Source organism: Curtobacterium sp. BRB10, assembly GCF_031844325.1.
Taxonomy (GTDB): domain Bacteria; phylum Actinomycetota; class Actinomycetes; order Actinomycetales; family Microbacteriaceae; genus Curtobacterium; species Curtobacterium poinsettiae_A.
This window is the reverse complement of sequence record NZ_JAUZVA010000001.1, coordinates 439,156-450,978: the sequence shown is the minus strand read 5'-3', so window position 1 is coordinate 450,978 and position 11,823 is coordinate 439,156. Positions and strand designations below refer to the sequence as shown.

Below are 11,823 nucleotides of genomic sequence, written 5' to 3'. Positions count from 1 at the left end.
TGGTCGCACTTCCATGCGTTTGCATAAACATAGCACGACGGCGACGAGCACGCACGGGGTCGGCGGCCAGGGTCGACCAGCCCGGACGAGTACGGTCACCCGCATGCCGAACCTTCCCGACCAGACCGGACGCCGCATCGTCGTCACCGGGTCCAACAGCGGCACCGGACGGGAGGCCGCCCTGCGCCTCGCCGGAGCCGGCGCCAGCGTCGTGCTCGCCGTCCGCAGCACCGAGAAGGGCGAGACCGCAGCCGCCGGCATCCGGGCCGCCCACCCCGCAGCCGACGTGGAGGTCCGCGAACTCGACCTCGCCGACCTGGCGAGCGTCCGACGCTTCGCCAGCGGCATCGTCGACGAGGAACGTCCGATCGACGTCCTCGTCAACAACGCCGGTGTGATGGCCCCGCCGGAGCGCTTCGAGACCGTCGACGGCTTCGAGCTGCAGTTCGGCACGAACTTCCTCGGCCCGTTCGCCCTGACGAACCTGCTGCTGCCGTCGCTGCTGCGCGCCCGAGCGCCCCTCGCCGACGGCCCTGTGGCCCAGGCTCCGCGGGTCGTCACCATGTCGAGCCTCGCCGCGATCCCCGGTCGGATCCGCTTCGCCGACCTGCAGTGGGAGCGCGGCTACAACGGTTGGCGCGCCTACGCGCAGTCGAAGCTCGCCGACCTGCTCCTCGCACTGCACCTGCACCGCCTGACGGTCGAGGCCGACGTGCCCCTGGTCAGCACCGCCGCACACCCCGGCTACACGCGGACCAACCTGCAGGCCGCGGGACGATCGCTCGGTCGGTCGAAGCCGGTACGGTCGAGCAACCGCGCGCTGCCCTTCACCCAGGCCGTCGAGCAGGGCACCGAGCCGCTGCTGTACGCGGCGGTCGGGCCGAACGCCGTGGGCGGCGCGTACTACGGCCCCTCCGGTCCGTTCGGCATGACCGGGCCGACGACCACGGTGTCGATCCCCGGGTCCGCGCGGAGCGCCGACCTCGCCCGCTCCCTCTGGGCCGTCGCCGAGGACCTCACCGGGACGCGCCCGCCGCTCTAGCCGGGACGCGGGCGCGGTGCGCGGGGCGCGGGGCGCGGCCGGGAGGCCCGGGGCGAGTCCGTCGCGTCGCCAGCGTCAGGCGCGGTGCAGCTCCACCGACCCGTCCAGCCGACCGGGTTCGGTCAGGCGGGCGTGCTGCAGGACGGTGCGGCCCGGCGCGATCGCCGCGGCGACGATCGACAGGGTCGTCATGTGGCCCTCGGCCTCGTGCACGTCGCGGAGGATCGCATCGGGGTGATCGCTCGGCAGCGCTGCGGACTCCGCCAGCACGCCGAACCAGCCGCCCCAGCCGTCCCCGGCGTCGCCACCGGAGTCCACGGTGCGGAGTTCGTCGAACGGGCCGAGCACCGGCGGGCCGGACGGGGCATCGACGGCACGGAAGGCCTCGAGCCACCGACCGATGCGCGGCGCCGCGGGATCGTCGGCCGCACCGTGCGTGACCATGTGGACGCCGGGACCCAGGTCGGTGGTACGGACCTGTTCGCCGTCCCAGGTCAGCACCGAGGCGCCCTCGGCCGTGGCGCGCACCAGGTTGAAGGCCCGCGTCGTCGGCAGGGTGCCGTCGTGTCCGGGCAGCAGGTCGTCGGCGACGGCGTCCACCGGGACCACGCCACGGGTCGTCCACGTGCCGTCGACGCTCGTCACGGGTTCGGCGCGGTTGAGCACCACGGCCAGGCCGGCTCGGTCGGACGCGGCGAGCCACGCACCACCGGCGGACCGGTCACGGACACCACGGAGGTCCGGGTCCCGGTCCGGCCACCAGGCAGCGGGCGGGTCCCACGGGCGTTCGGGCGACTCGTCCCGCAGGGCGAGCACGGTGACGGGCCACGCGGACCCGGGGTCGACGCGGACGACGACGGTGCACATGCCGTCGATCCTCGCACGTGGCCCCGGTAGCGTGAGCCAGGTGAACGCAGCAGCAGAGCGCGCCCTGACCGTCATCGTGGGGATCACCGGGGGCATCGCCGCCTACAAGGCCGTCGGGGTCGTGCGCGACCTCGTCAAGCGCGGGCACGACGTGCACGTCGTCCCGACCGAGGGCGCCCTGCGCTTCGTCGGACTGCCGACGCTCGAGGCCCTCAGCCGCAACCCCGTCACCACGAGCGTGTGGGACGACGTCGCCGAGGTGCGCCACGTCGCGCTCGGTCGCCGGGCGGACCTGGTCGTCATCGCACCCGCCACCGCGGACTCGCTGGCCCGGATGGCGCACGGCCTGGCGAGCGACCTGCTCGGCACGACGCTGCTCGCCACCGAGGCACCAGTCGTGGTCGCCCCCGCGATGCACCCGCAGATGTGGGAGCACCCCGCGACCCGTGCGAACGTCGCCGCGCTGCGCGACCGCGGCGTCCACATGGTCGGCCCGGTCGTCGGTGCACTCACCGGCGACGACGCGGGCATCGGTCGGATGGCGGAGCCCGAGGACATCGTCGCCGCCGCGCTCGCCGTGCTCGACCAGCACCCCGCACCGGCCGGCCGCCGCAGTGCGGACACCGGCGCCGCGGCCAGCACCGGGGCCCGCGGTGAGCTGGGCGACCTCGCGGGCGTCCGCGTCGTCGTCAGCGCGGGCGGCACCCGCGAGCCCTTCGACCCGGTGCGGTTCGTCGGCAACCGCTCGAGCGGCCGGCAGGGCATCGCGATCGCCGCCGACGCGGTCCGTCGGGGTGCGTCCGTGACCCTCGTCGCCGCGAACGTGGAGGGCTCGTTGACCGCCGGGCTGGACGCGACCCTGGTGCCCGTCGGGTCGGCGCTCGAACTCGCCGAGGCCGTGCACACCGCCGCAGCAGCAGCCGACGTCGTCGTGATGACCGCCGCCGTCGCCGACTACCGTCCGGCCGAGGTGCTCACCGAGAAGCTCAAGAAGGACGCGCAGGGCGAGCGCATGACGCTCGAGCTGGTGCGGAACCCGGACGTGCTCGCCGACCTCGTGGCGGCACGTCGGACGGGGCAGATCATCGTCGGGTTCGCCGCCGAGACCGAACCCGACCGCGACGCGCGGATCGAGCTCGGGCGCGCCAAGATCAGCCGGAAGCCCGCGGACCTGCTCGTCGTGAACCACGTCGGCTGGTCGGCCGGCTTCGAGCGCGAGGAGAACGCGATCGAGGTCCTGGTGCCCGGTGGCGAGGTGGTCCGCGAGACCTCCGGCACGAAGGCCGAGGTGGCGACGGCGGTCCTCGACCTCGTCGCGACCGCCCTCACGTGAACCGGCACTGACCTGGTTCCGAGGACCGGCGAGCACGATGGGGCGCATGCGACGACGTGAACGGGTCCGACGTGCGAACCGCACGGCCACCCTCCTGGCGGTGATCCTCGGCACGGCCGGTGTCACGCACTTCCTGCGCCCCCGCGGGTACGACCGGATCGTGCCCGACGCGCTGCCCCCGCGGCTGACCACGCTGGCCTCCGGCGCGGCCGAGCTCGGCATCGCCGCCGGGCTCGCGTTCCCCGCGACCCGCCGTGTTTCGGGGTGGGCCGCCGCGGCGCTGTTCGCCGCGGTGTTCCCGGCCAACGTGAAGATGGCGAACGACCTGCTCGACCACCCTCGCTCGAGCCGGGCGATGCGGCTGGTCTCGGTGCTGCGGCTCCCGCTGCAGGCCCCGTTGGTGCTGTGGGGCGTGCGCGTCGGTCGGCACGCACCGAAGCCGTGACCCAGCCGTCGTGGACCCGCGCGGCGGTGCCGTTGCTGCACCGACCGGTCACCCAGCACGCCTGGGAGGACATCGTGTTCGCGCACTGGCGGCACGACCCGGCGTCGCTGCAGCGGCTCGTCCCCCGTGGGACCCGTCCGGACGTCGTCGACGGCAGCGCCTGGGTGGGGCTGTCGGCGTACGTGTTCCGGGAGACCCGGGTGCCGCCGTTCCCGTCCGCCGGGCGGCTCGGCACCATGACCGAGGTCACGATCGAGGTGCTCACGGTGGACGACCAGGGACGTCGCGGGGTGACCTACCGCACGGTCGACACCGCGAACGTGCCCGCCATCGTGGCCGCGCACGCACTGCTCGGTGTGCCGTACACGTTCGCGCACGCACGTTCCCGTCGCCGCGGCGACGCGGTGGCGCACCGGTCCGTCCGGCACCCGGCCCGCGCGCTGCACCCGGTGCGGTGGGCGCGGTCGCTCCGGCAGGAACGCCCGACCGGTGCGGCGCGGCCGAAGCACGCGGCTTCGGTGCGGGTGACCGCCGGCGAGGTCGTCGACACACCGCTGGCCGCCGAGCTCACCACCCGCACCGGCATCCACGCGCGGTACCTGGCGCAGACCCTGTTCTGGCAGCGGCAGCACCCGGTGCTCACCACCCGTTCGGCCACGCTCGACCGACTCGAGGGCGACCTGCCCGACGCCGTCGGCATGCCGGGGTTGTTCGACCGGGCCCCGGACTCGCTGCTCGTGGTCGACGGCACGACCGTCCGGTACGGCTGGGGCGGGGTGGTCCGGTGACGGACGCACGGCCCCACGCACAGGCCGACGACCCGTTCGACCTCGACCGCTTCGTCCGTGCCCAGCAGGGCGTGCACGACGTTGCGCTCGACGAACTCCGCCGCGGCCGGAAGTCGTCGCACTGGATGTGGTTCGTGTTCCCGCAGCTGGCCGGCCTGGGGCGGAGCGCCACGGCCGTGCGCTACGCGATCACCGGCGCGGACGAAGCCCGTGCCCACCTGGCACACCCGGTGCTCGGGTCCCGACTGCCCACGGCCACCGAGGTCGTGGCGGCAGCCCCCGCCCGCTCCGCCGACGCCCTGCTCGGGGGCGTCGACGCGGTGAAGCTCCGGTCGTCGATGACGCTCTTCGTCCGGATCGCAGCCGACCGGCGGCCGTTCGTCGCCGTGCTCGACCGCTGGTACGAGGGCGCCGAGGACCCGGCCACGCTCCGCCTGCTCGGCGAGCGCTCGGGACGCGAGTGACGCACGCGACGCACGCAACGCGCGACGCGTGTCACCGGCATCTGAACGTCGACACTGACACGCGCTGAGCCGATCGGAACGCCGTTGTCATATCAGGTACGGTGATGCGAGCACGAGCGATGCCGACCGTGCCCGTTCGCCCGGCGTCCCGACGCCACCGCCCCCGAAGGAGAACGCATGCCGGTCCCCCGCAGCGCCCCGACCGAGCACCAGCTGCTCCGTGACACCGTCCGCCACAAGATCCACGACGCGATCATGGACGGCACGCTCCTGCCGGGTGAACGCCTGAACGACGACGAGCTCATCGCCTGGCTCGGCGTCTCCCGGACACCCATCCGCGAGGCCCTGAGCCAGCTGTCGCGCGCCGGCCTGATCGAGATGGCACCGAACCGGTACACCCGCGTCACCACGCCGGACCCCGCCGAGGTCATCGAGGCGATGCAGACCCTCGGCGTGCTGTTCGGCGGCGTGGTCCGGCTCGCGGTCCCGCGCCTCGGTTCGGCGGCCCGGAAGAAGATCCTCGCGCAGCTCGACAAGACGATCACCGAGCTCGAGGCGCACGAGGTCGCCGCCGTCAACCACGACGCCCTCGACGTCTTCGCCCTGTACGTCGCCGAGTGCGGCAACGAGAACCTGCAGCGCGTCTGCCGCGACACCATGGACGGCCTGGCGTTCCGGTTGCGCCTGCCGAACCTCGACGAGCTCGTCGACTGGGACCGGATGACCGAGGACTTCCGGCGCCTCCGGGCGGCGACCGAGTCCGGCGACAACGTCGCGGCCGAGCTCGCGACCGAGGCGATCCACCAGCTGCCCGGCGAGAAGCACTGAGTCCACCTGTACCCGCGTACAGGAACCGCCCGTCTCGCCGACGCGAGGCGGGCGGTCGAAGTCCGGCGGGCCTTCCGGGCGGTGACCCGACCACGCGCCTGACGCTCCCAGTCCCGGGGCCGCGCGGACCGATAGCATCGCTGGCGACCACCTGAACCAGGCACCCGGAGCAGCACATGAACCCCCGCCCGACGGACCGTACCGAGGTCGCCGCACGCCTGGCCGCCGCCGTCGGTCGGATCAACCGACGGGCCCGCACCGACTCGGCCTCGCTCGGGTACGGCATCGTGTCGGCGCTCGCGTCGATCCAGCGGCACGGACCCCTGCGGCCCGGCGACCTGTCGCGGATCGAAGTGGTGACGAAGCCCACGATGACGCGCATCCTGACCGAGCTCGAGCAGCGCGGCTTCATCCAGCGCGAGGCAGACCCGCGCGACGGCCGGGCGTTCATGGTGACGGCCACGCCGGAGGGCATCGAGGCGGTCGAGCAGGCCCGCGCGAACCGCACCGGGATCGTCGCCGGTCTCATCGCCGAGCTCGACGAGTCGGACGTCCAGGCGATCGCCGGGGCCCTGGCGGCGCTCGAGCGTGTCGCGCAGGGCGAGCACGCCCAGGAACCTCACACCTTCTAGTCGCCGAACGACCGTTACCGAACCGTTACCAAGCGGTGGACGGACCGTTCTGCCAGCGTTCCTGGACGCGCTGCCCAGTCTGACCGGTCATGGTGTCGGCTCCGCCTGACCGCGGCCACCCCACGGCTGCCCCGGCGGACGGACGGGCCCCACACCACCGTCCGGTCCTCACCGGCTCGAGGACTCCTCGTCGTCGCCGACGGTGTCACCGACACCGTCAGCCTCCGACGTGCCAGCACGGCTTCGGTCGCGCGAGCATGAGTCCCTCCCCCACCGAGCCGCCGACCCGCGGAACCGATGCGACACACCCCTGAGCTCCCCACCACCACCGCCCCGACCCGACGTGAGGCCCTGAACACCCCCACCCGCCGGATGCGCCGGGCCCTGCGGCACCGCGCGACGCTGATCGCCGGCGGAGCGGCGGTCCTCGCCGTCGCCGGAGGCGCCCTGACCGTCGGCACGCAGCCCGCCATCGGCGAAGCCCTCGGCATGCCGACCGGCACCGCGAGCGCCTCGGCGACCGCGGAGCCCGCCCTGCGCGGCACCGCGCTCGACCGTGCCCAGGCCGCCGCCACGATCACCACGGCGAAGACCGTCATGCAGACCGCGAACGACAAGGTCGACACCTCGGCACTCGAACAGCGCGTCGACGCCCTGAGCGACTACCCGGACCTGTCCGGCGCTGCGCTGACGAACCGGATCTCGACGACGGTCGCGTCGGCCACCGACGTCGCGCAGGCCAGCGCCACGCAGGACAAGCGGGACGTCGACGCGAAGGCCGCGGCCGCAGCGAAGGCCGCAGCCGAGCGGCAGGCGGCCGCCGAGGCCGCCGAGGCGGCTCGGAAGCTCGCCGCCGGCAACACCGTCGCCGGTGCCAAGGCCACGGCGAGCTCGCTCGCGTCGTCGGAGTACGGCTGGGGTGCCGACCAGTTCCAGTGCCTCGACAACCTGTGGACCAAGGAGTCGGGCTGGAACTACCAGGCCGTCAACGCGAACGGCGGCGCGACCGGCATCCCGCAGGCGCTCCCCGGCTCGAAGATGGCCACGATCGCCGCGGACTGGCGCACCAACGCCACCACGCAGATCACCTGGGGCCTGCAGTACATCAGCTCGGCGTACGGCACCCCGTGCGCGGCGTGGGCGCACTCGCAGGCGAACAACTTCTACTGATCGGCGCGGGTCGCGACGGCGACCGGCAGACGGACGGGAGGCCCGTGGCGGATCCGCCACGGGCCTCCCGTCCGTTTCGTGGTCGCGGTCAGCCCACCCGCGCGACGCGCACGTCGACGCGGCTGAGCGCCAGGCCGCGTGCCGCGGCGGTCGCCAGGGCGACGTCGTGGACGGAGCGCGCGACCTCGGGGGCCGGGCGGAAGCCGTCCGTGCCGATGACGACGCGCAGGGCGTCGTCATCGACGACGATCCGGAGCGGTCCGGTGCTCGTGGCGATGCTGCGGACCGCCTGCACGGCGCTCGCGACCGTCGGTCGGGAGCGGTACAGGTCAGTGACCCCGGGGACCTCGAGGACGGCGGCCTCGATCTCGGCGAGGGTCTCCTCGGTGGTGCTCATCGGGCCCCCTCGGGGTCGGTGCCGGGCTCGGGGTCCGGCAACAGGTCGCGGACGACGACGTCGATCGCCTCGACGAGCAGGTCGGTCTGCTCGGCCAGGGTGCCGGCCACGGCGGCGCGGACCAACTCGGCGGTCGCGGGGATCGACGGGCCGGACGCGATCGCGATCTCGACGACGACCCGGATCGGGGACGCGAGTTCGGTGACGTCACCGTCGAGGTGGCAGCGGGCCACGAGCACGCCGGGGACCTCGTCACCGGTGCGCCGGATGAGGGAACGGATAGCGCCCTCGGTCATCACGGGGCGCTCGGTCTCGGACTGGGGGCGGAGGGGGACGTCGCGCCCGGAGCGGGACTCGATCGAGATGTTCGCCAGGACGCCGCTGATCCAGGACTCGTCGGCCGGGGCCTCGTCGCGTGCGGCCGCCTCGAGCGAGCGCAGCGACGCGTGCCGGACGCGGATGATCGCGGCCAGGGCGTTCTGGCAAGCGGGCGAGTCGTCGATGCTCGGGTCCGCCGGCTGCATGCCGGCGTCGAGGTAGTCGGTGAGCTCGTCGATCGAGTGGCCGTCCAGGTCACCGGGTTCGAGGGCGTCGAGTGCTTCGGGGCTGTCGGGCAGGTCCGGCCGGATGCCGTCGTGGTCGGTCATCGCCATCCCTCCATGAGTCGGATCATGTTCTTCCTCGCTCGGGACAGCAGTCCCCGGACCGTCGAGGGCGGCAGGTCGAGTTCGGCGGCGATCTCGTCGTACCGGTACTCGAGCACCTCCTTCATGATCCAGCACCGTCGTTGGGCTTCGGGCAGTTCGGCCAGCGCACGCTCGGCCGCGTCCTCGCGCGAGCGCGCCTCGGCGACCCGGTCGGGTGCGTCATCTGCCGGCGCGGCGACCTCGAGCTCGGTGACGTCGTCGTGGACACGCCGCGCGCGGATCCGGTCGAGGCACTTCCGGCTCAGGATGCGCATCAACCACGACTTCACGCGCGCGAGGTCCTCGAGGGAGTCGAGGCGGTCCCACGCGGTGATGAAGGTCTCCTGCACGACGTCGTCGAGTTCGTCGGTGGAACCGAGGGTCCGACGGGCGTAGGCGCGGAGCAGCGGGGTGTGGCGACGGATCAGGACCTCGAAGGCCCGGACGTCGCCGTCGGACGACCGGCCGGCGAGGACCGCGTCGTCGAGCTCGGCGAGGGACTGGTGGTGCACGCGTTCCTTCTACTGGTGGTGGATGGTGAACGGCTGGGTGCGCCGGTGATCCGGAACGACCTTGAGCGGTCCGACCGGCCGGGCGGTGAGCGACCGGACCGGCGCCAGGGCGAGCACGTGCGCGGGGGCGTTCCTGGGGACTGCGACGGTGCGGGTCATGTCGACTCCTCGTGGTGTGGTCGACGATGGGACGTGGGTCGCACCGGTTTCGTCACACAGGACGTCGAGAGGCGACCCGGACGGTCCCGGTGCGCTCCGGGTCCGATCACCGTGGTCGCGAGGCACGGCGGGACCATCGGCGAGATCTCCGGCGACCTGGCGCCCGATCGTGCGCGGGCCGTGCTCGAGTCGGGGGAACGGCTGGCGCCGAAGGTCGTCCACGACCCGTCGAAGGTCGCGGCGGGCGCTACAGCATCGCAGTGAGGACGCCGCCGTCCGCGCGCACCGCTGCACCGTTCGTCGCGGAAGCCCGGGGGCTGGCGAGCCACAGGACGACGTCGGCGATCTCCTCCGGCTCGAGGAACCGTTCGAGCAACGTCGTCTGGTTCTGCCCGATGACCGCGTCACGCATCGCTGCGACGGGTACGGAGCGTTCGGCCGCGATGGACCTGATCGCGGTGGCGACGCCCTCGGAGTACGTGGGACCGCCGAGCACGGTGTTGACGGTCACACCGGTCCCTCGTGTCCGCTTCGCCAACCCGTTGCCGAGGGCGATGAGCGCGGCCTTCGTCACGCCGTAGTGGACCATGTCCGCCGGGACGTTCACGCCGGACTCGCTGCCGACCGCGATGATGCGACCCCACCCGCGGTCGAGCATCGGGGCGAGGAGATGGCGTGACAGTCGCACGGCACTCATCACGTTGACCTCGAAGTACTCCCTCCAGTCGTCGTCCGTGACCTGTTCGAACTCCGCGAGCCCGAACAAGCCGACGTTGTTCACGAGGATGTCGACGTCGCCGACCGTCGACAGCAGCTGCTCGACGGCATCCGTGTCGGCGAAGTCCGCGACGATGCCCCGCGGTTCCGAGCCGGGGTGCGCGGCCCGGAGGCGCTCGACCGCATGCCGGACACGGGTCGTGTCGCGTCCGTTCACCACGACTTCGACACGCTCGGCCGACAGCGCGTCGGCGACGGCGTACCCGATGCCCTGCGTCGATCCGCTGATGAACGCCGATCTGCCGGCGAGCTGGAGGTCCATGGGTACCCGTTCCGATCGAGTGACTTGCTTGAGCAAGTCACGCTACTGCTCGATGCTTGCTTGGGCAAGTCATCGGGGTACGCTGGGTCGATGGCAGCCTCGTGGAACGCGACGGAACTCGAGACGTGGGCGTCGGTGGCCACCCTGTTGGAACGTCTCCCGGCAGCCCTCGACGCACAACTGCTCCGGGACAGCGGGTTGACCCACTTCGAGTACGGCGTGCTCTACGCGCTCGACACCGCCCCGGAACGACGTCTGCGCATGAGCGTGCTGGCCGGCTACGCGAGTTGCACGCTCTCGCGACTGTCACGGGCGGTGTCGCGGCTCGAGGCGAAGCACTGGGCCGTGCGGGCCGTCGATCCGGACGACGGTCGGTTCACGCTGGCCGTGCTGACCACGGCCGGGCACGAGCGCGTCGCCCAGGCGACCCCGGCACATCGGGCTCTCGTCGACCGGGTCGTCTTCGGCGCCCTCGCCCCTGGTCAGGCAGAGGTGCTCGGTCAGATCGCCCGTCGCGTCTCGGCCGAGCTGGGCTCAGACGGGTGGACTCCGTCATCGCCGTCGGGCCGATCGCACCGCTGAGGCCCGACTCAGCCCGGCAGCACGCCCCTCGACGGGTCGAGCGGACGCTTCGCCGCGGGCATCCCTGCGACCACCAGGTCGTAGGCGTTCGCCACGAGGTCCTCGACCAGGGTCTGGTCGATGCCGACACCCGGCGTCAGCGTGATCCAGTGCCGCTTGTTCATGTGCCACCCGGGCGTGATCTCGTCGTGGTCGCGCACCAGCGCTGCCCCGTGCGGCGGCGCGCACTTGAGGTTCACGATCGGGGTCCCACGCACCTCGGTCACCATCACGAACATCTTGCCGACGACCTTGTAGACCACCGAGCCCTCGCCGAACGGCTGGGTCTCGACGGCCGCCGGCAGCGCGAGCGCCGTGCGGCTCGCGATCTCGTGCAGCTGCTCGCCGTCCATGCGTCCAGGATGCCGCAGGCCGCCGACAGCGCACCCCGTTCGGGGGCAGGTCGTGCGTGACGATCACGTCGTAGGATCACCACGCCGCGCACCCGACGCGGCGGTCGCTCGTGCGACCACCACCAGTTCCAGGGGGAACCCGTGCGCATCATCCGTACCCTCGGCATCGCCGCCGCCACCGCCGTCCTCGCGACCGCCGTCGTCGTCGGCGGGACCTCGACCGCGCAGGCCGCGCCGAAGTCCTACGCCAACTGCACCGCGGTGCACAAGGTGTACTCCGGCGGCATCGCCAAGAAGTCCGTCACGAAGAACAAGGTCGTCTCCGGCGGCAAGACCACCTACCGTGCGCTCAAGGGCACGGTGAAGAAGGACGACGCCCTGTACAAGGCGAACAGCAAGCTCGACCGCGACAAGGACGGCATCGCCTGCGAGAAGAGCTGACGCTCCCACTGCGCGGTGACACCGGCAAGACACCGGTGTTCGCGTC

General features: G+C 72.8%; 18 protein-coding genes. 11 read left to right on the top strand and 7 right to left on the bottom strand.

Going from position 1 to position 11,823, the window contains the following annotated elements:
- Positions 1 to 103 precede the first annotated feature (103 nt).
- Complete coding sequence (locus Q9R26_RS02225; RefSeq protein WP_182066107.1) at positions 104 to 1,042, top strand: SDR family oxidoreductase; 939 nt, start codon at positions 104 to 106, stop codon at positions 1,040 to 1,042.
- Between the two features lie 75 nt (positions 1,043 to 1,117).
- Here Q9R26_RS02225 and Q9R26_RS02220 read toward each other — a convergent pair whose 3' ends face one another.
- Complete coding sequence (locus Q9R26_RS02220; RefSeq protein ID WP_181438974.1) at positions 1,118 to 1,909, bottom strand: NRDE family protein; 792 nt, start codon at positions 1,907 to 1,909, stop codon at positions 1,118 to 1,120.
- A 64-nt stretch (positions 1,910 to 1,973) separates the two neighbouring features.
- Between Q9R26_RS02220 and coaBC the strand changes: the two genes are divergently transcribed.
- The 7 genes from coaBC to Q9R26_RS02185 all read left to right on the top strand — a co-directional run bounded on the left by coaBC (position 1,974) and on the right by Q9R26_RS02185 (position 7,569).
- Positions 1,974 to 3,242, top strand: a complete 1,269-nt coding sequence (gene coaBC / locus Q9R26_RS02215) for a bifunctional phosphopantothenoylcysteine decarboxylase/phosphopantothenate--cysteine ligase CoaBC (protein WP_311226575.1) — start codon at positions 1,974 to 1,976, stop codon at positions 3,240 to 3,242.
- Between the two features lie 46 nt (positions 3,243 to 3,288).
- A complete protein-coding gene (locus tag Q9R26_RS02210; protein WP_311226444.1) occupies positions 3,289 to 3,687 on the top strand; it encodes a hypothetical protein in 399 nt (132 codons plus the stop codon).
- Positions 3,684 to 4,475, top strand: coding sequence for a YqjF family protein (locus tag Q9R26_RS02205; protein ID WP_209133901.1), 792 nt, complete (start codon positions 3,684 to 3,686; stop codon positions 4,473 to 4,475). Before Q9R26_RS02210 ends, Q9R26_RS02205 begins: the two co-directional genes overlap by 4 nt.
- Complete coding sequence (locus Q9R26_RS02200; RefSeq protein WP_311226443.1) at positions 4,472 to 4,939, top strand: DUF1810 domain-containing protein; 468 nt, start codon at positions 4,472 to 4,474, stop codon at positions 4,937 to 4,939. Before Q9R26_RS02205 ends, Q9R26_RS02200 begins: the two co-directional genes overlap by 4 nt.
- 177 nt (positions 4,940 to 5,116) lie before the next feature.
- On the top strand, positions 5,117 to 5,767 hold the full coding sequence (locus tag Q9R26_RS02195; RefSeq protein ID WP_182066102.1) for a GntR family transcriptional regulator: 651 nt from the start codon (positions 5,117 to 5,119) through the stop codon (positions 5,765 to 5,767).
- 176 nt (positions 5,768 to 5,943) lie between these two features.
- Entirely contained in the window at positions 5,944 to 6,399 is a 456-nt protein-coding gene (locus Q9R26_RS02190) for a MarR family winged helix-turn-helix transcriptional regulator (protein ID WP_138803909.1), read from the top strand.
- A 297-nt stretch (positions 6,400 to 6,696) separates the two neighbouring features.
- On the top strand, positions 6,697 to 7,569 hold the full coding sequence (locus Q9R26_RS02185; RefSeq protein WP_311226442.1) for a phospholipase: 873 nt from the start codon (positions 6,697 to 6,699) through the stop codon (positions 7,567 to 7,569).
- 88 nt (positions 7,570 to 7,657) lie between these two features.
- On the opposite strand, the gene Q9R26_RS02180 is transcribed toward Q9R26_RS02185, so the two are convergent.
- Genes Q9R26_RS02180 through Q9R26_RS02165 form a run of 4 tightly spaced genes read right to left on the bottom strand, consistent with a single transcriptional unit; the run spans position 7,658 to position 9,323 of the window.
- Positions 7,658 to 7,966 (bottom strand): hypothetical protein, encoded by a 309-nt coding sequence (locus tag Q9R26_RS02180; protein ID WP_311226441.1) that lies wholly within the window; start codon positions 7,964 to 7,966, stop codon positions 7,658 to 7,660.
- Positions 7,963 to 8,613 carry a hypothetical protein gene (locus Q9R26_RS02175; protein WP_182066099.1) on the bottom strand — a complete coding sequence of 217 codons (651 nt, stop codon included), beginning with the start codon at positions 8,611 to 8,613 and terminating at the stop codon, positions 7,963 to 7,965. Before Q9R26_RS02175 ends, Q9R26_RS02180 begins: the two co-directional genes overlap by 4 nt.
- Positions 8,610 to 9,164: an RNA polymerase sigma factor gene (locus Q9R26_RS02170; protein WP_182066098.1), complete on the bottom strand. Its 555-nt coding sequence runs from the start codon at positions 9,162 to 9,164 to the stop codon at positions 8,610 to 8,612. Before Q9R26_RS02170 ends, Q9R26_RS02175 begins: the two co-directional genes overlap by 4 nt.
- A gap of 9 nt (positions 9,165 to 9,173) precedes the next feature.
- A complete protein-coding gene (locus Q9R26_RS02165) occupies positions 9,174 to 9,323 on the bottom strand; it encodes a hypothetical protein (protein ID WP_311226440.1) in 150 nt (49 codons plus the stop codon).
- A gap of 111 nt (positions 9,324 to 9,434) precedes the next feature.
- Between Q9R26_RS02165 and Q9R26_RS02160 the strand changes: the two genes are divergently transcribed.
- Positions 9,435 to 9,587: a hypothetical protein gene (locus Q9R26_RS02160; RefSeq protein WP_311226439.1), complete on the top strand. Its 153-nt coding sequence runs from the start codon at positions 9,435 to 9,437 to the stop codon at positions 9,585 to 9,587.
- Here the strand turns inward: Q9R26_RS02160 and Q9R26_RS02155 are convergent.
- Positions 9,571 to 10,362 (bottom strand): SDR family oxidoreductase, encoded by a 792-nt coding sequence (locus tag Q9R26_RS02155; protein WP_311226438.1) that lies wholly within the window; start codon positions 10,360 to 10,362, stop codon positions 9,571 to 9,573. The genes Q9R26_RS02160 and Q9R26_RS02155 overlap by 17 nt on opposite strands.
- Positions 10,363 to 10,452: 90 nt before the next feature.
- On the opposite strand from Q9R26_RS02155, the gene Q9R26_RS02150 reads away from it, so the two are divergent.
- On the top strand, positions 10,453 to 10,944 hold the full coding sequence (locus Q9R26_RS02150) for a MarR family winged helix-turn-helix transcriptional regulator (RefSeq protein ID WP_311226437.1): 492 nt from the start codon (positions 10,453 to 10,455) through the stop codon (positions 10,942 to 10,944).
- 8 nt (positions 10,945 to 10,952) lie between these two features.
- Here the strand turns inward: Q9R26_RS02150 and Q9R26_RS02145 are convergent, their stop codons facing one another.
- Positions 10,953 to 11,336, bottom strand: a complete 384-nt coding sequence (locus Q9R26_RS02145; RefSeq protein ID WP_311226436.1) for an MmcQ/YjbR family DNA-binding protein — start codon at positions 11,334 to 11,336, stop codon at positions 10,953 to 10,955.
- 141 nt (positions 11,337 to 11,477) lie between these two features.
- Between Q9R26_RS02145 and Q9R26_RS02140 the strand changes: the two genes are divergently transcribed.
- Positions 11,478 to 11,777 carry an excalibur calcium-binding domain-containing protein gene (locus tag Q9R26_RS02140; protein ID WP_311226435.1) on the top strand — a complete coding sequence of 100 codons (300 nt, stop codon included), beginning with the start codon at positions 11,478 to 11,480 and terminating at the stop codon, positions 11,775 to 11,777.
- Positions 11,778 to 11,823: the final 46 nt, after the last annotated feature.

Coding starts and splice junctions, on each gene's coding strand:
- Q9R26_RS02225 (WP_182066107.1), top strand. CDS start 104: ATGCCGAACCTTCCCGACCAGACCGGACGCCGCATCGTCGTCACCGGG.
- Q9R26_RS02220 (WP_181438974.1), bottom strand. CDS start 1,909: ATGTGCACCGTCGTCGTCCGCGTCGACCCCGGGTCCGCGTGGCCCGTC.
- Q9R26_RS02210 (WP_311226444.1), top strand. CDS start 3,289: ATGCGACGACGTGAACGGGTCCGACGTGCGAACCGCACGGCCACCCTC.
- Q9R26_RS02195 (WP_182066102.1), top strand. CDS start 5,117: ATGCCGGTCCCCCGCAGCGCCCCGACCGAGCACCAGCTGCTCCGTGAC.
- Q9R26_RS02190 (WP_138803909.1), top strand. CDS start 5,944: ATGAACCCCCGCCCGACGGACCGTACCGAGGTCGCCGCACGCCTGGCC.
- Q9R26_RS02185 (WP_311226442.1), top strand. CDS start 6,697: ATGCGACACACCCCTGAGCTCCCCACCACCACCGCCCCGACCCGACGT.
- Q9R26_RS02180 (WP_311226441.1), bottom strand. CDS start 7,966: ATGAGCACCACCGAGGAGACCCTCGCCGAGATCGAGGCCGCCGTCCTC.
- Q9R26_RS02175 (WP_182066099.1), bottom strand. CDS start 8,613: ATGACCGACCACGACGGCATCCGGCCGGACCTGCCCGACAGCCCCGAA.
- Q9R26_RS02165 (WP_311226440.1), bottom strand. CDS start 9,323: ATGACCCGCACCGTCGCAGTCCCCAGGAACGCCCCCGCGCACGTGCTC.
- Q9R26_RS02155 (WP_311226438.1), bottom strand. CDS start 10,362: ATGGACCTCCAGCTCGCCGGCAGATCGGCGTTCATCAGCGGATCGACG.
- Q9R26_RS02150 (WP_311226437.1), top strand. CDS start 10,453: ATGGCAGCCTCGTGGAACGCGACGGAACTCGAGACGTGGGCGTCGGTG.
- Q9R26_RS02145 (WP_311226436.1), bottom strand. CDS start 11,336: ATGGACGGCGAGCAGCTGCACGAGATCGCGAGCCGCACGGCGCTCGCG.